15 protein-coding genes are annotated in these 17872 nt (G+C 42.6%); 8 read left to right on the forward strand and 7 right to left on the reverse strand.

What is annotated here, in order from left to right; translation table 11 throughout:
• Positions 1–30: 30 nt before the first annotated feature.
• Positions 31–1740 carry a proline--tRNA ligase gene (locus IGK63_RS05350; protein ID WP_008381112.1) on the forward strand — a complete coding sequence of 570 codons (1710 nt, stop codon included), beginning with the start codon at positions 31–33 and terminating at the stop codon, positions 1738–1740.
• A 108-nt stretch (positions 1741–1848) separates the two neighbouring features.
• Positions 1849–6198: a PolC-type DNA polymerase III gene (locus tag IGK63_RS05355; RefSeq protein ID WP_016613170.1), complete on the forward strand. Its 4350-nt coding sequence runs from the start codon at positions 1849–1851 to the stop codon at positions 6196–6198.
• Positions 6199–6483: 285 nt separating this feature from the next.
• Here the strand turns inward: IGK63_RS05355 and IGK63_RS05360 are convergent, their stop codons facing one another.
• The 3 genes from IGK63_RS05360 to IGK63_RS05370 all read right to left on the reverse strand — a co-directional run bounded on the left by IGK63_RS05360 (position 6484) and on the right by IGK63_RS05370 (position 8864).
• On the reverse strand, positions 6484–7425 hold the full coding sequence (locus IGK63_RS05360) for an AEC family transporter (RefSeq protein WP_034872197.1): 942 nt from the start codon (positions 7423–7425) through the stop codon (positions 6484–6486).
• 109 nt (positions 7426–7534) lie between these two features.
• Positions 7535–8461 (reverse strand): membrane protein insertase YidC, encoded by a 927-nt coding sequence (yidC, locus tag IGK63_RS05365; RefSeq protein WP_005236971.1) that lies wholly within the window; start codon positions 8459–8461, stop codon positions 7535–7537.
• 124 nt (positions 8462–8585) lie between these two features.
• Positions 8586–8864 (reverse strand): acylphosphatase, encoded by a 279-nt coding sequence (locus IGK63_RS05370; RefSeq protein WP_422708666.1) that lies wholly within the window; start codon positions 8862–8864, stop codon positions 8586–8588.
• Positions 8865–8959: 95 nt separating this feature from the next.
• Here IGK63_RS05370 and IGK63_RS05375 point away from each other — a divergent pair, with 95 nt between their 5' ends.
• Complete coding sequence (locus tag IGK63_RS05375) at positions 8960–9721, forward strand: TrmH family RNA methyltransferase (protein WP_422708668.1); 762 nt, start codon at positions 8960–8962, stop codon at positions 9719–9721.
• A gap of 124 nt (positions 9722–9845) precedes the next feature.
• Positions 9846–10355 carry an HD domain-containing protein gene (locus IGK63_RS05380; RefSeq protein ID WP_005236965.1) on the forward strand — a complete coding sequence of 170 codons (510 nt, stop codon included), beginning with the start codon at positions 9846–9848 and terminating at the stop codon, positions 10353–10355.
• 48 nt (positions 10356–10403) lie between these two features.
• On the opposite strand, the gene IGK63_RS05385 is transcribed toward IGK63_RS05380, so the two are convergent.
• Positions 10404–11603, reverse strand: coding sequence for a YdcF family protein (locus IGK63_RS05385; protein WP_086299623.1), 1200 nt, complete (start codon positions 11601–11603; stop codon positions 10404–10406).
• 124 nt (positions 11604–11727) lie between these two features.
• Between IGK63_RS05385 and IGK63_RS05390 the strand changes: the two genes are divergently transcribed.
• On the forward strand, positions 11728–12240 hold the full coding sequence (locus tag IGK63_RS05390; protein ID WP_086317016.1) for a GyrI-like domain-containing protein: 513 nt from the start codon (positions 11728–11730) through the stop codon (positions 12238–12240).
• 57 nt (positions 12241–12297) lie between these two features.
• Here the strand turns inward: IGK63_RS05390 and IGK63_RS05395 are convergent, their stop codons facing one another.
• The 3 genes from IGK63_RS05395 to IGK63_RS05405 form a co-directional block, all read right to left on the reverse strand.
• Entirely contained in the window at positions 12298–13632 is a 1335-nt protein-coding gene (locus tag IGK63_RS05395) for a serine hydrolase (RefSeq protein ID WP_142424431.1), read from the reverse strand.
• A 241-nt stretch (positions 13633–13873) separates the two neighbouring features.
• On the reverse strand, positions 13874–14038 hold the full coding sequence (locus IGK63_RS05400) for a hypothetical protein (RefSeq protein ID WP_008381128.1): 165 nt from the start codon (positions 14036–14038) through the stop codon (positions 13874–13876).
• A gap of 214 nt (positions 14039–14252) precedes the next feature.
• Positions 14253–14597, reverse strand: a complete 345-nt coding sequence (locus tag IGK63_RS05405) for a DUF4828 domain-containing protein (protein WP_008381130.1) — start codon at positions 14595–14597, stop codon at positions 14253–14255.
• 182 nt (positions 14598–14779) lie between these two features.
• Between IGK63_RS05405 and sfsA the strand changes: the two genes are divergently transcribed.
• From sfsA to IGK63_RS05420, 3 genes are read left to right on the forward strand one after another with little or no spacing between them, the layout of a single operon-like run.
• Positions 14780–15505, forward strand: coding sequence for a DNA/RNA nuclease SfsA (gene sfsA, locus IGK63_RS05410; protein ID WP_016613175.1), 726 nt, complete (start codon positions 14780–14782; stop codon positions 15503–15505).
• 18 nt (positions 15506–15523) lie between these two features.
• Positions 15524–16525 (forward strand): Gfo/Idh/MocA family protein, encoded by a 1002-nt coding sequence (locus IGK63_RS05415; RefSeq protein ID WP_008381134.1) that lies wholly within the window; start codon positions 15524–15526, stop codon positions 16523–16525.
• Positions 16526–16539: 14 nt separating this feature from the next.
• Positions 16540–17814: a DEAD/DEAH box helicase gene (locus IGK63_RS05420; protein ID WP_422708670.1), complete on the forward strand. Its 1275-nt coding sequence runs from the start codon at positions 16540–16542 to the stop codon at positions 17812–17814.
• Positions 17815–17872: the final 58 nt, after the last annotated feature.

Raw genomic sequence — 17872 nt, forward strand, 5'->3', positions numbered from 1 at the left:
ACATGATTTTTTGTAGCAAAGGAGAAAAAAATGAAACAGTCAAAATGTTTGATTCCGACATTGAGGGAAACCCCCAGCGATGCGGAGACGTTAAGTCATCAACTGTTAGTTAGGGCAGGGTATATTCGACAAGTGGCGGCAGGCATCTATGTCTACTTGCCATTAGCTCAAAGGGTGTTAGAAAAGATCAAACGGGTCATTCGTGAGGAGCTGGCAGAAATCGATGCTGTGGAGATGGCGATGCCTTCTTTGCTTCCGTATGAACCATGGAAGGAGTCTGGACGGGCCTCATTGTATGGTGAGTCTTTGTATCGGTTGACAGATCGAAACGAACGAGAGATCGTTTTAGGGCCCACTCACGAAGAGCCGTTCACGACATTGATCAAAAACGAGATCACGTCTTATAAGCGGCTGCCTTTGAGCTTATATCAGATCCAAACGAAATATCGGGACGAACAGCGGCCGCGTTTTGGATTGATTCGCAGCCGTGAATTTATCATGCAAGATGGCTATTCTTTTCACGCCGATGAAGCCAGCTTAGATCAAACCTATAATCGCTACGAAATGGCTTACCATGCCATATTGAAACGCTGTGGGATCGAGTATCGGGCAGTGGTCGGGGATAATGGCTTGATGGGTGGCCGAGATTCAAAAGAGTTTTTGGCATTGTCTGGAATCGGCGAAGAGCTGATCTGTTATTCGACTGAAAGCGACTATGTCGCCAATTGGAAACTAGCAACTAGTCAGTATATCGCTAAAAAATCTCATGAGACCTACTTAGAGTTACAAAAAGTCGTTCATAAAGAATCATTATCGTTAGAGGAACTGGCGAAAACACACGATACGGATTTGCAAAAAATCGTTCAAGTATTTTTGCTGCTCGTTGACGAGCAAGTCATAATGGTATTGCTTCGAGGTGATCACAGTCTCAATGAAACAAAAATCAAGCATTTTTTAGCGGCTGATCAAGTGAAGGTCCTGACTGCTGAAGAAGCCGAGTCCTATCTGACCAGTGACACACAACTTCGCAGCCCCATTGAGCTTGCTGATTCGATCCAATTGTATGCGGATCAGCATGTCCAAGATATGGCGAATCTGATCGTCCCAGCGGCAGAAAAACAGAGCTATTTTCTCAATGCAAATGTAGGCCGTGATTTTCAACCACTAGCCTTTGCCGATTTTCGCTTGGTTCAAGAAGGCGATCCTTCCCCAGATGGAAAAGGAACCTTAACCTTTACGCGAGGAATCGAAGTTGGGCATATCTTCAAGTTAGGAACCAAGTACAGCGAGGCCCAAGAAGCGACGGTTGTCGATGAAAATGGCGATGAACAACCAATCATCATGGGCTGTTATGGTCTGGGCGTTTCTCGGCTGCTTTCAACAATCGTCGAACAATACGGCAATGAGTTTGGGATCGATTGGCCCCAAGAAATTGCCCCATTTGATGTGCATATCATCCAAACGTCGATTGAAGATAGCTATCAAAATGCCTTAAGTGAAGAAGTAGAAGAAATGATGAACCAAGTCGGCTATCAAGTATTGGTGGATGACCGCAATGAACGTGCAGGGGTCAAATTTGCAGATGCCGATTTGATTGGTTGTCCGATTCGCTTGACCATCGGTAAAAAAGCCGTAGAAGGCATCGTGGAGATCAAAATCAAGCATACTGGCGCAACCGTTGAAGTGAGGAAAGAAGAAGTCGCTTCGACCTTGACGATTTTATTAGCCAACCAAGAATAAATCGGAACAAATGGTAGATCGAGAGAGGAAATCCTTTCTCGATTTTTTAATGAAAGTGAAGACAAAAAGAGGTATACTAGTGAGTACTGAGAAAAGGAGGATCTTCAATTGTCAAAAGAAAGAGAGACCTTTGAGATATTATTAGACCAAATTGCAGCTGCCCCAAATCTTCGGCAGCATCCGTTGATGCAGACTGCCCAAATCAGACAAGTAACCGTGCATCGACAATCAAAAGCGTGGACGTTTTATTTCCAATTTGAACGTTTATTACCGGTGATGGTGTATCAATCCTTTAAACAACACATTGAACTAGCGTTTAAAGAGATCGCGGAAGTTCGCATTGTCATTGAAGCTCAAGATGGTTCCTTCGATGAGCAGTTCATTCAAGAATACTGGCCATTAGCGTTAGCCAATCAAAATTGTGATCGGCCGTTAGTTCATCAAGTGATTAAAAATCAAATGCCTATGATTCAAGAGAACAAAGTGATTTTACCCGTCAACAATGATGCGGTCATCACGATTTTGCAGCAACAGTACTTACCGATCATTGAGGAAAATTATGGGACTTTCGGGTTTCAAAAATTTCGGATCTTGCCGCAGCTAGACAAAGAACAGGCTGAGGCAGCCTTGAAAGAACTTGAAGCACGAAAAGAAGAACAAACGGCAGCCTTCCAATTGCAAGCCGCTGAGAACTTAATGGCCCACGAGCAACGCAAAAAAGAAGTCAAAACAGTCGAATTTGACGGACCAATTGCCTTGGGACGTAATATTCCTGCCGATGAACCTGTGACACCGATGATCAATATCATTGAGGAAGAACGCAGAGTTACGATCCAAGGGTATGTCTTTGATAAAGAAGTTCGAGAATTGCGTTCAAAACGGAAGATTTTGATTTTGAAAATCACCGACTATACGTCGTCGTTTAGTGTGAAAAAATTCTCCAATAATGAAAAAGATGAACAAGTCTTTGATGCCATTGCTAAAGGTAGTTGGGTCAAAGTGCGTGGTAGTGTTCAAGAAGATACTTTTATGCGAGATCTCGTTATGAATGCGCAAGATTTGCTGGAAGTCAAACACGAGGCCCGCAAAGATTATGCACCTGAAGGCGAAAAACGGGTCGAACTTCACCTGCATTCTAATATGAGTACGATGGATGCAACCAACAATGTGGCAGACTTTGTCGCTCAAGCTGGCAAGTGGGGCCATAAGGCGATTGCGATCACCGATCATGGTGGCGCACAAGGGTTTCCTGATGCCCATCACGCCGGAGAAAAAGCCGGGGTAAAAATTCTTTACGGTGTGGAAGCCAATATCGTGGATGACGGGGTAGCGGTTGCCTATAATCCGAAGCCTGTCCCACTGACTGATGCCACTTATATCGTGTTTGACGTGGAGACCACCGGATTGTCTGCAGTGTACGACACCATCATTGAATTGGCCGCTGTGCGGATGCATAAAGGCAACGTGGAAGGCTCCTTTGATGAATTCATCGATCCTGGCCATCCTTTATCACGAACGACTGTAGAATTGACGGGGATCACCGATGAAATGGTTCGGGGGTCAAAATCGGAAGAAGAAGTCTTACGTTTGTTCCGTGATTTTTCTGAAGGAGCCATTCTAGTTGCCCACAATGCGTCATTTGATATGGGCTTCTTAAATACAAGTTATCGAAAATACGGTATTCCAGAAGCAGAAAACCCCGTCATTGATACATTGGAACTCGCTCGTTATTTGTATCCAGAGTTTAAGCGATTCGGTTTAGGTGTCCTTTCCAAAAAATTCGGCGTTAGTTTGGAGCAACATCACCGAGCGATCTACGATGCCGAGGCAACCGGTCATTTAGCGTGGATCTTTGTCAAAGAAGCGATGGAAAAACATGACATGCTGCTGCACGAAGATTTGAACCGACACGTTGGGGGCGAGAACTCCTATAAAGCAGCTCGGCCTTTCCATGCCACGATCTTAGCCCGAACACAGGCGGGATTGAAGAATTTATTCAAGCTGATCTCGATGTCGAATGTGAAGTACTTCCATGATAAAGTCCCACGGATCCCGCGCTCAGAATTGGTGAAATTGCGGGAAGGATTGTTAGTCGGAACCGCTTGTGATAAAGGGGAAGTCTTTGTCGCAATGATGCAAAAAGGGGTCGATGCAGCGCGGGAACTTGCTAAGTTTTATGACTATATCGAAGTCATGCCCAAAGCAGTTTATGCCCATCTCCTAGAAACGGAGCTCGTGAAAAGCGAAAAAGACCTAGAAGACATTATTCGGAATTTGATCCAAATGGGTGAAGAGTTAGGGAAAATCGTTGTTGCTACTGGGAATGCCCACTACCTGAACGAAGAAGATGCCATTTATCGTAAGGTCTTGATCAATTCAATGGGGGGCGCCAATCCCTTGAATCGACATAGTTTACCGGATGTACACTTCCGAACAACCGATGAGATGCTGACCGCTTTTCAGTTTTTAGGTCCAGAAGTAGCGAAAGAAATTGTGGTGACGAACCCAAATAAAATCGCTGATCTCTGTGAAAAAGTCATTCCGGTAAAAGATGATCTGTATACACCAAAGATTCCCGGATCTGAACAAGAGATCACCGACTTGAGTTACAACCGTGCCAAAGAGCTATACGGTGATCCATTACCAGAAATTGTGGAAAAACGTTTGAAAAAAGAGCTTGATTCGATCATTGGGAATGGGTTTTCCGTGATCTATTTGATCTCACAAAAACTGGTTCATAAAAGCAATGAAGACGGCTACTTAGTAGGGTCACGGGGCTCAGTCGGTTCTAGTTTCGTAGCAACGATGACTGGGATCACTGAGGTCAATCCATTAGCCCCTCATTATTATTGTCCCGATTGCCAGTATTCTGAGTTTTACGAAGACGGCTCGTATGGTTCTGGTTATGATATGCCAGAGAAAAAATGTCCAAAATGCGGCACACGTCTGAACAAAGATGGCCATGATATTCCTTTTGAAACCTTCCTTGGTTTCCATGGCGATAAAGTCCCCGATATCGATTTGAACTTCTCTGGGGAATATCAGCCAGAGGCCCATAACTATACGAAAGTGCTCTTCGGCGAAGAATATGTCTATCGTGCCGGAACGATCGGTACAGTAGCCGATAAAACAGCCTTCGGTTTCGTAAAAGGCTTTGAGCGCGATCATAATCTCCATTATCGAGCAGCTGAAGTCGATCGATTGGCTAAGGGTGCAACTGGCGTCAAACGGACAACTGGTCAGCATCCGGGGGGAATCATCGTTATTCCAGACTATATGGATGTCTATGATTTCACGCCGATTCAATACCCAGCAGATGATCAAAATTCAGAATGGAAAACGACCCATTTTGATTTCCATTCCATTCATGACAATATTTTAAAACTGGATATCCTGGGACACGATGACCCAACGGTGATTCGGATGCTGCAGGATTTATCAGGAATCGATCCTAAAACGATCCCCACGGATGATCCGGAAGTGATGCGTATTTTTGGTGGTACGGACGTGCTAGGTGTGACTGAAGAGCAGATCTACTCCAAAACAGGTACATTAGGCATCCCAGAATTTGGGACCCGATTTGTGCGGGGGATGTTGGATCAAACCCATCCATCGACGTTTGCAGAGCTTTTGCAGATCTCTGGTCTTTCCCATGGTACCGATGTATGGTTGGGCAATGCCGAAGAACTGATTCGTCGCGGAGATGCCAGTCTAGCAGAAGTAATCGGCTGTCGGGATGATATCATGGTGTACTTGATCCATGCTGGCTTAGATGACGGGATGGCCTTTAAAATCATGGAGACGGTTCGTAAAGGGCAATGGAACAAGATCCCTGACGACTTGCGGGACACTTACTTGCAAGCGATGCGGGAGAACAATGTCCCTGAATGGTATATCGATTCTTGTTCGAAGATCAAGTATATGTTCCCGAAAGCCCATGCGGCGGCGTATGTTTTGATGGCGTTGCGGGTGGCTTACTTTAAAGTGTACTTCCCAATTCTCTATTACTGTGCTTATTTCTCTGTCCGGGCGGATGATTTTGATTTGATTGCCATGTCAAAAGGAAAAGACGCCGTAAAAGAACGGATGCAAGAAATCACTGACAAAGGATTGGATGCGTCAACGAAAGAAAAGAATCTGTTAACCGTTCTGGAGTTAGCCAATGAAATGTTAGAGCGCGGTTATGAATTTGGGATGATCGATCTGTATAAATCGGATGCGGAAAACTTCGTGATCGACGGAAAAAAATTGATCGCACCATTTCGAGCAGTGCCGAGTTTGGGACTAAACGTAGCGAAACAAATCGTGGAAGCACGGAAAAATGGTCCTTTCTTATCGAAAGAAGATCTCGCCAATCGCGGGAAAGTTTCTAAGACTTTGATTGAATACATGACGGATAACGGTGTTCTTAAAGATTTACCTGATGAAAATCAGTTATCGTTGTTTGATATGTTGTAAACCACCGGCTGTTCACTTAAGATAAAAAATAAGCACATCATCATAATGGCTAGTATAGCTAGTTTCTGCATGATGTGCTTTTTTGTCTTGTTTGTGAAATCGATCTAAGCAGCCACAATCTGACGAAAATCAGAAAGATCGTGGTCTATTGTGGGAAATCATAGGGGCCAGCCTTGGTAGCGAATCAATCGAACCTTTACCATACAAAGAGGAGAAAAATACTCGTTACCGAAAGAAGCGAATGCCTTTGGTAACGAGTATTTATCGACAAAGTTCGTTAAATAGCTAAAAAAAGAAAAAAAGCAAAACAGGCAAATACACCATGTACAGTAAGACGGAATAGCCTAAACATGAAGTTGCAAATTCTTCATCCCCTTGGTAGTTTCGTACAAGGATCGGGACAGAGTTTTGGACGGGCATAGAGGCTTGAATAATAAACACAGAAAGCATCAATTCAGGAACAGGGATGATTCTGCTTAACAGCCACACAACGAGGGGCGAAAGAACGAAACGACCAAACAAGACACCGACAATGTCTTTCGTCATTCGCAAATTTTTGAGTCCCCCAAAGTAGACGATGATTCCGATAATAAACATTGATAAGGGTGTCGTCAAATCTGCTAGATAGCTTCCAAGGCCATCAACAAATGAGGGCAGCGGTAAGGTGAATAGCATCCAGATCAAACCGATGATGAAACCAATCAAGGCTGGTGAAAAAATCTTTTTTAGCATGACCAATGGATGAAAGGAAATCCGGGCTTCACCAAAATCAGGATTGTCTTTTGCTAACTCAAAAATACCGATGGTCCAAAATAATGTCGTATTTACAATATAGTACAACAACACATAAGGAACGGCTTTTTCACCAAAAATAGCTAAATTGATCGGTAAGCCGATGAAGATCGTATTGGAAAAGGTAAACATGGCGGAAAATGCGCCTTGGTGTTTGGCTTCAACTTGCGCGAAACGTCGCCATAAATAACCAGCGAAGTAAGTGATCATCATGGAAAGTAATGGGATGATCATCCCCGAAACCAATGAAAGAAATTCATCTTTCGTAAAGTTTTTAATAATCGTTAAAAACATATTGGCTGGTAATGAGACATTTAATACCAATTTTGAAAACGTATCGGCGGTTCGATTAGAAAACCATTGTTTGTAAGACAACCAATAACCGATAAACATGAGACTGAAAATGACAAAAATATTGATATATGCTTGAAACATGTGCTCACCTCTCATTTACTATAGCGAAAGGCAGAAGAAGAAGCAACTGATTCCCATTTGAAAACAACAAAAAACCAAACCACTCATTGAGCGATTTGGTCAAGAATTACTAACGTTGCTGCTTGCCTGCGTTACGACCTTTTCCATTAGGCTTTGTCGTGTTCAACGCTTTTTTGACAGCTTCTGTTTTTTCAGGAGTTACATCTTTGCGAGGCGTAACCACCGTTTTTGGCGGATTGGCTTTCATTTCTGCTTCGACTTGGGCACGAATTTTTGGTTTCATGATGACATTCGTGATAAATGTTTGGATACAACTGAAGACCCCACCGACTACCCAATAAAGCGTCACACCAGCTGGTGCACTCATTGACATGAAAACGATCATCAATGGAGAAACGATCAACATGGTTTTCATCGTTTTTTTCTGTTCTTCCGGAATCCCAATGGTTGAGATGTATCCTTGTGCCAGGTAGGAAATACCAGCAATCGCTACAAAGAGGATGCTGGGGTCACCTAATGATACGCCAAAGAACTCAGAGTTTTGGATTCCTTGTGTGTAACGGGCGGTGAAGTAGAGGGCAGAGAAGATCGGCATCTGAATCAGTAAAGGCAAACAACCGATACCGCCAAACATACTGACGTTGTTTTCAGAATAGATTTTTTGCATCTCCGCTTGCGCTTGCATTTGTTCTTCCCGAGTGGTTGCTTTCTTCAAATTGGCTTGCGCAATATCCACTTGAGGTTTCAGAAACTGCATTTTTTCACTTTGAATCATCGTTTTTCGAGACTGATGGATCCCTAATGGTAAGATAATGACGCGGACAACGATCGTTACGGCGATGATCGCCCAGCCGTAAGACCAGTTGAAGTTTTCAACGAGCATCGTGATCATATCACCTAAAGGTTTCACCAAAAAGCGATAAATCATTCCTGTTTCTTTCGGCGTACCATCAGCATTGGTACTGACACAGCCTGATAATGCTAATAACAGGCCAAATAATCCTGATGAAAGCAGCCATTTATTCATTTTAGACATTCTATTCTTCCTCTTCACAATAAATTTAGACAAAAATAACTATACTAAAAAAGACCGACTATTTCAATGTACAAAGAGAAATTCATTGAAAAATCAATCTTTCGACTTAGAAAACATTCAATTATCAATAATAGACTACATCAAAGCTAGTACGTTCTTTAATGGTATCGTCTGGTTGGATGTCGATTTGGTTCACTTTTCCAGCGGGAGAAGGAGAATCTTTCACTCCGGCAACAAAGGCATCGATGATTTTTTCATCTCCAATCGCTTCAATCGAAACAGAACCATCTGCCTCATTTTTTACAGATCCTGTGACCCCTAACTGATCGGCAAGCATTTTCGTGGTATAACGAAAGCCGACACCTTGGACACGCCCTTGAACATGGATTCGTAGTTTCTTCATGGACAATCCCTCCTCTGCTTATAATGATAGCGTTTTTTCAGTAAAAGAACAAGTTAGATCGATTGACTCATGCTATAATAAATTGAGGTGACCACATGAAAGAAATTCAATCGAAAAAAAATACCTTTATCAAGGAAATCAAAAAACTAACACAAAAAAAACACCGTACACAGACCAATACGTATTTGATCGATGGCTGGCATTTAGTGCAAGAAGCGCTGCAGGCCAAAGTACCTATCAAAGCGTTGTTGGTGACACCGCGAGGGTTAAGCGAAGCCAATGGGCAGCTCGGTGATTATCAGGAAGAAAGCTATTTGATCACAGAGGAGATCGCAGCGATGCTTTCTGATTTACCAACACCACAAGGAATTTTTGCCGTGGTGGAAAAGCAAGAGCAAAACTTACAGACACTGACGGGTAATTGGTTGATTTTAGATAATGTTCAAGATCCCGGGAACGTTGGTACCATGATTCGAACAGCGGATGCTGCTGGATTTAGCGGGGTGTTTCTCGGCGAAGGAACAGCAGATCTTTACAGCACAAAAGTCTTGCGCAGCATGCAGGGAAGCAACTATCATTTACCGATTTTAGAAGGAGCGATCCCGCCATTTCTAAAGCAGCTACGCTCAGCTGGCGTGACGATTTATGGCACCGAATTAAATAAAGAAGCCGTTCCTTATACCGAGCTTCCTAAAGAACAAACAGCTGCCTTTATTTTAGGTAACGAGGGACAAGGGGTTCACCCAGAACTGTTGGCTTTGACTGACAAAAATGTGTATATTCCCATCTATGGTCAGGCGGAATCATTGAACGTCGCCATTGCAGCCGGAATTTTGATGTATTTTTCTGTCAGTTAGATTTTTAAGGAACTGTTAAACTATTTGAATCTATTGCACCTCACCTAGAATCTTCGATGAATAGGTGCTATACTTTGTCTTGTAACAATCAAGCAGATCAAAAAAAGGTGGCAGACAAAAATTTATGACAGAAAAATGGCAAGAAGATAGCGAATATATGTCTTACGTGGCTGACCTGTTAGAAACAGAAGCTGTAAAAAAATTAGCCAACTTTGTGCAGCATATGAACTCCACACGTTTGGAACATTCGATCAGCGTCTCTTATTATAGTTACAAATTGGCCAAGAAATGGGGCGGCGATGCTCGTGCAACAGCTCGTGCAGGACTCCTTCATGATTTATTCTACTATGACTGGCGTACCACAAAGTTTGATGAAGGTACCCATGCGTATATGCATCCACGAATTGCAGTAAAAAATGCTGAAAAAATCACTGAACTAAGTGATCTAGAAAAAGATATCATCTTGAAACATATGTGGGGAGCAACGATTGCGCCGCCACGTTATAAAGAAAGCTATATTGTCACAATGGTTGACAAATATTGTGCGATCAAAGAAGCATCAGAACCACTTACAGAAAGTATGAAAGAAAAATGGCAACAACGTTTCTGGAAGAAACATCGTACGATTCAATAAGAAAAAAGTTCTTCGAACCAGCCGGTTCAAAGAACTTTTTTTGTTTGCTTAGCCAAAAATAAGTTGGAGGATCGCTGCGCCTACATAAAGGATCAGTAAGGTGATCAATACCATTAAGTGTCGTCTTTTGTGCATAAAAAGGATCGCTACGAATTCTCGTAAGAAGGCATTTGGTAAATAGTAAAAGGCGGTGGGTGCTCCGATACCATCCGCTTTAAGTTGTGCTTGATCTGCATAGAGACCGGCACGAAAAATATGGTAATTGTTGGAGGAAAAAATAACTTTGTAGCCATTTGGCTTTAAGGAATCCATGATTTCTTTCGAAAACTTCATGTTTTCATAAGTAGTCGTGGAATTTGTTTCTACTAAAATCTCTCCTTCGGGCACTCCTTGCGCAACTGCATATTCTTTCATCGCGACAGCTTCTGGCAGCTTTTCATCGCTTCCTTGGCCGCCTGACATCAGTAACCGAGGAGCGGTTTTTTTCGCTTTAAATTGCGCTTCGTAGAACGAGATTGCTTTATTGATACGCTTGGCCAATAAAGGGGAGACCGTGGTGCCATTCAAAAGACCTGCTCCTAAGACGATGATAAAATCTTGATTGTAACGAGGATGATTGAACTGATAAATGACTGAAATCGATAAAAAGTTCAAAAAGACCACAAATAGATACATCAGACTTAGGGGAACAACGCCGAATAAGGTTCGGATCCAATCCGGGAAAAAGTGCAAAAGGGTATCTGAAAATAATAAAACGGTCAAAACCACTGCTAAGATCAGGGTCAATAGATTGGCGATTGATCGCGACTCTCTTCGTAAAACAATAATGGAATTCCAGTAAAGAAAGACCACGAGAATGGCTAAGCCGAATAATAATACAGCAAAGAAGATCGCTAGCAAAACAGCCAATAGACCACCTACAAGAATATCTTGTGTTCGGTATAGATTAATGACTAGGTAGCCACCAAATGCTAAGACAAACAAATTAAAGAGCAAGCCATTTACGAGTCGGTGCTTGTTGCGCCGATAAGAAAATAAAAAAAGGCCGGCGAAGGCAACTGGTATTAGAATAAAGAAACTGCCTGTCCGTAATTCTGAGACGGCTAAATAAATCAGCAGGGCTAAAATCGTCCAACAGCACTCAAAAAAGAAAATATCTGGCTCATCTTTATTCTTGCGCCACTTTTGAACGACGATCACACCCGTCAAATAGCTGATGGCAAAAATCAGCAATTGCGTAAAATCCATGTTTTTCACTCCTTTAACGATACATCTAGTATACCGAAAAATGACAAAAATTGCTTGTTGCTAAGGTCAAAGTTGCTGAATTTCTTGCAATTCGCTAAAATGAAGAAAAGAAGGAGGAAGGAACATGCAATTAGGTGAAGTGATTCGCGTTGAACGGCCCGCTTTTTATGTGATCGGAAAAGAAGGCAAGGGATTAGCGGAAGAAGGAGCTTCTTGGGTACCAGCGCTATGGGAACTTGCAACAAAGGATTTTGAAGAGATCGAATTTCTAGTGAGCGATCAAAAGGCAGAAGAACTGGAATTTTGGGGCTTAATGAGTGATGGCACTAATTGGTTAGAGCCTTGGCAAGAAACCGGCCGTTATTTGGCAGGCGTTCAAGTCCATACAGAAAATTTTCCTCCCGTCGGTTGGGTCCGTTGGGAAATGCCCGCAATGACCTATCTCGTTGTAAAAACGGATGAAAAAAACTTGACCATGATGACTGAAAAAATGTTGATCGAAGTTTTACCAGAAAATAACGTCCACTTGTCAGCAGCGATCCAAGAAAGATATCTTCCTCATTTTAAAGAAGGGGAAGTTGAATTGTTTTTCCCTGTTGAGCCTTTGGCAGCAGCAACGGTGGAAACGGTAGAATAAAAAAAGTCTGTCCGAGAAGCAATCTTTGCTCAGGACAGATTTTTTCTTTGGTTTGGATTAAAAAAGATTCTCGAAAAAGGTAGACACACCGCGCCAAGCACGAACAAAGATGTTGGCTTTTTCTACCGTTTGTGTTGTGACCAATCCTGCAGTTTCGTCATGATCAGAAGCATCAATATAACCAAGCGTATCAGCTGGAATCGAAGCACTTACAGTACCGACTTCTGTGCCCTCAGTCAATGGCGCTTGCAGGGCAGAATCACGATAATGCTCATTAAAGTCAATGGTTGTTTCAAAGGCTGTTGCATCCATATCTCCACGTACCCATAAGGTCAAACCTTGATTTAAGGCAACGGGAACACTCAATTCTTTCCCATCTTTGACTGTCACCGTCTGTGTATCTTCTAACTGTGCATTTTCTGGTAGAATTTCTACTTGTTCCCAAGCATCGAAGGAGTAGTCCATCAACCGACCTGTTTCGATAAAACGTACGCTTGGATTTTCCGCATGACCATTGACGTTTAGCACGACGGTGATAATTCGTTGACCATCCTTGACGGCGGTTCCGACAAAGCAGGCGCCTGCCATATCTGTCGTACCAGTCTTAAGACCGTCAACCCCATCTTTAGTATTCGTAAAGCCTGGAAGCATCCAGTTCCAATTGACCATCTCGACAGGCGAATAGGAACCTTCGCCGAATTGTTTGGTGGAAAGACTTGTTACTTCTAAAACGTCTGGAAAGTCTTGCAGCAAATGGCGAGCAATCAGGGCGACATCTTTTGCGGAAAGTTCGTTTTCGTCAGTGGAAGTTGACCCGGGATAGATATTGTCCCCTAAATAAGTATTGTTCAAGCCAGAAGCATTAACGATCTTTGCATCGGTAATGCCCCATGATTGCACTTTTTCTTGCATTTGATCAACAAAGGCACTTTCAGACCCAGCAATCAGCTCCGCGAGCGCTACGATTGCAGCATTTGCAGATTGGATATAACTGGCATCATACAAATCTTTTACTGTATAGGTAACGTCTTGATGCAAAGGGACATTCGATAAGTTTGGCGACACGCTGAGATTCGCGGCATAATCTGAAATAGGGACAGGATCATCCCAAGCGATGGTTCCTTGCTCTACTTGCTCAGCTACAAGGTAGAGACTGATGATCTTGGTGATGGAGGCGATGCCCATGGCGGTCTCACCATCTTGATCATACAACACTTTGCCTGTGTCAAAATCAATGGAATAAGCGGCTTTTGCATCGACTGAAAAATCTTGGATCTCTTCGGCGCTCATAGCTGTATCATCAGCATACGAAACGACGGGTAAGCCGGCAGCAGCAAAGAGGATTGCCAAAGCAGCAACGATGGAATACCCGAACTTGGTTATTTTCTGCATATATGTAGTAGCTCCTTTAAAGTTGTATCTAAGCAAAAATTTTAACAAAGAGTATCCACCGTTGCAATACTCTAAGAGAAAACTTAGCATTTAATTGCGTAAGACCGATCCCTCAGTAGACAAACTGAGACGTTACGTGACTAAGGTTGTTTATTGTAAATAATAGCTAACAAAAAAACTTACCTTCCTATAAAATAGAAGGCAAGTTTTTGTGAATTGACATAGGGTCAAACTGATTCACTTAGCGACGATTGGAATGGATTCTCGGGTTTTGGTTTTGGACTCTGACGGGAACTTTCACCGCCTTCGTTTCTTGTTGCATAGCCAATTTTGCTAAAAAGAATGTCCCAGCTAACAATGCAGCTAAAGCAAAGATGGAAAAGAGTGAAATAAAGGTCGTTAACATAAAAATCCCTTCTTTCTATTTAAAATAAATGTGGAAGGTAGGAATCGAACCTACACCTTAATCTATGAACGATCAAACATCACTCAACGGAACACCTTGTTCAACCACTTGTTAAGTTAATGATAGCATGGATTGCCAAGAAATGCTGATAAAAAGTCTGAGAATTGACCGAAGAAAATGTGAAGAAAACATGAACTTGTCTTTCTCAGCGATTTTAGATGATTTTTGTCAAAGAATAGTGGCAATCTTCTGCTTCATCATATAAAGTAATGACGGAGCCTTTTTGTTCAAGAACTAAATGATAGCCAAATGTGTCCAGTAAAACTAACCGCATCGGAGTCAATTCAACGATGGAAGCAGTCAAAGGCTTGCCTTCGATGGTCAACGAATAATCATTGGCTATTTCTATCGTGACATCTTCTTTTGTCTTGGAAGTAAAACGCCAATTACCAATGAAATTCTGGCGATTCTCATTTTTTTGTTTTTCTTTTCGCAACAGCAAGGAGCTGACCACGCCCGTTGCAAGAGATAAACCAATCAAAATAGACCTTTTCTTCATTTATACACGTCCTATCATTTACGATTCATCAAGTTGTGCCTTGTGGACAGGTGTCCACTTTTTCGCACTAGAAAACAATTGCCATAAGTATACCATGAGAAGGTAAAAAAGCATGGTACTTTAGTTTGAAGTTTAGAAGTTTTTATCAAAATATGCTATGATTCAAAAGAGCAGGTGAGAAAATGAATTATCCGAATACCCTTTTAGCCACGTTTCTCGTGCGAGACAACCGGTTCATTGCCCGATGTCTCGTTGACGGTCAAGAAGTAATCGTCCATGTAAAAAATACCGGACGAGGAAAAGAGCTCTTGCACAAAGGTGCGCTTGTTACCCTGCAATATTGGGACAATCCGAAACGCAAAACCAATTACGACTTGATCTCAGTCAAGAAACAAGACCAATGGATCAACATCGATAGTCAAGTACCGAATCGTTTAGGCTATGAAGGCCTCTTGGATGGCACGATCCAGTTGCCAAATATCAAAGGGAGAATCGCGCTTTTGCGAAGGGAAGTTGTCTATGGGACATCAAAATTCGACCTTTATTTTGAAACAGATGAACAAGAAAAAGGCTTTTTAGAAATCAAGGGAATGACCCTTGAAAACAAGCAAGTCGGTGCTTTTCCAGATGCACCAACCATTCGTGGCTTGAAACACGTCAATGAATTGATCCATGCCAAAGAAGCTGGCTATTATGCGGCGGTTTTGTTTATGATCCAATTTGAAGCGGTGCAAATCGCCACGATCCATCGACAGATGCAACCGGATCTAGCCACTAAAATCGCTGAAGCGCAAAGCAAGGGTGTCGAAGTGTTTGCCTATAATTGCCAAGTAAACCAAGGGATGATCACGGTCAAAGAACCAATCCCTTTTGATTTGAATGTCGTCTTTGACGACCCTAATCTATAGAAGAAAGAAGGAAAAAACATGATTCATTTAGGGATTATCGGCACAAATTGGATCACCGATCAATTTGTACAAGCAGCCCACGAAACCAAACGCTATCAATTGGTTGCCGTATACTCAAGAAAGTTAGCAACGGCACAACGTTTTGGAGAAAAATATGGGGATATCGAGTATGCGACCGATCTGGACACTTTTTTTGGCTTAGCTCATATGGACACGGTCTACATCGCGTCTCCGAATAGTTTGCACTTTGAACAAGCCAAGCAAGGTATTTTAGCAGGAAAAAATGTCATTGTGGAGAAGCCAGCCTTTTCAACGCCTGAGGAAATGGCGGAGATCATCGAATTGGCAAATCAGCAACAGGTATTATTCTTTGAAGCAGCTCGCAACATCCATGAAGCAAGTTTTTCTACTGTAGCCGAATTCTTACCGACACGCGGTGCCATTCTTGGGGCGAACTTTTCTTATATGAAATATTCGTCTCGTTATGACGCTGTACTAGCTGGGGAGGAACCAAATATTTTTTCTCCACATTTTTCTGGCGGTGCCTTAGCGGATTTGGGCGTCTATCCGATTTATGCGGCGGTCGCTTGGTTTGGCAAACCGCAAGATGTTCATTATTTTGCTCGTAAATTACCGACTGGTGTAGATGGTATCGGGACCGCAGTGTTGCGCTATGCTGACTTTGATGTCACAATCCAAACAGGAAAAATTGCTGATTCAGAGTTGCGTTCAGAAATCTATTTTGAAGACGGTACATTAGACCTAAATGCCGTCAATGCCATCGAAGAAGCCGCGTTTTATGAGCGAAAAACAAAACAAACACAGGCATTAGCAGTAAGTGCTTTAGAAAACCCGATGATCGAAGAAGCACAAGACTTTGCAGACATCATCGAAAACAAAAATGATCCCCAACAAGGACAACGGTATGAGGAATGGGTGGAACTTGCTCGCAGTGTCAATGAAACCATCGCTCTTATGCGTAAACAAGCAGGCATCATTTTTGATGCAGATAAAAAATAAGGAATGGAACATTTATGACAGTATTTGAATTGACACAATTGCCAGACATCTGGCAGGAAAAATGGCAAGCGGCAGGGTATCACGCACCGTCCTTGATCCAAGAGAAAACCTTTGGCCCTTTAAAAGATGGTGAGTCTGTCATTGGAGTCTCACCGACCGGTTCTGGTAAAACATTGGCGTACCTCTTGCCACTGTTAACAAAAGTCGAGGTAAAGCAAGGCAATCAGTTGTTGATTTTGACTTCTTCACAAGAATTAGCGATGCAAGTCACAGAAGTGGCCCGGGAATGGGCCCAAGCCATTGGTTTGACCGTTCTGCCGCTAATTGGTGGCGCAAGTACAAAACGCCAAGTGGAAAAACTGAAAGACAAGCCCGAGGTCTTGATTGGCACCCCAGGCCGAGTGTTAGAATTGATCAAAGCAAAAAAAATCAAGACCCAGCAGTTGCAATCGTTGGTATTAGATGAGGTTGACCAATTATTGAAAGAAGGGGCCTTCACACTGGCTGCCAAGATCAATCAAACATTGCCAAAACAAATCCAGCGTAGTTTCTTTTCAGCAACCGCTAACGAAGTGATTGATGAGATTCGACCATTGGTGACAAAAGAGCCGCTGATCATTGATGTTACCCAAGAAGATCAGAGCAAAGGCGTGATCCATCACTACTATTTGAATTATCCGCAACGACGAATCGTGGATGCTTTAAGGCGCTTTGCTCATTTACCAAACTTTCAAGCCTTGGTTTTCTTCAATGAATTAAGCGCAATGGGAAATGCAGAAGAAAAACTACTGTTTCACGGCTTGCCGGTGGCATCATTAGCATCTGACCAAAACAAACTTGCCCGAAAAGGCGCACTGGAGAGCTTCCGTCAAGGAAAACTAGTAGAATTATTGACGACCGATGTCGCCTCTCGCGGCTTAGATGTGGTGGATTTGCCTTATGTCATCAATACGGAAGTCCCGTTAGAAAAAGAATCCTATCTGCACCGGGCAGGACGTGTTGGACGAATGGGCAAAGAAGGAACCGTCGTCACGATCGTTCAAGACCATTCGTTGAAGGATTTGAAAAAAATCGCGAATCAATTGTCCATAGAACTCAAGGAAGTCTATCTGCATGGGGGACAATTACACACAGAAGCACCTGTTATCGAAAAGGAAAGCAAGAAAGAAACGAAAATAGTAAGTGTGCAGAAAATTTCCAAGAAAACATCTGAAAAATTACACACTCCTGTTAAAAAGACCAAGAAAAAGACGAAAAAGCAAAAAGACAAAGGAAAAAGACGCCATTGAGCGTCTTTTTGTGTTACCATTAACGTTGTTTATTATTAGTGTGTAAAAAAATGAGGAG

Origin of the sequence: Enterococcus sp. AZ040 (assembly GCF_050499185.1) — a bacterium.
GTDB classification, from domain to species: Bacteria; Bacillota; Bacilli; order Lactobacillales; family Enterococcaceae; genus Enterococcus_D; species Enterococcus_D entomosocium.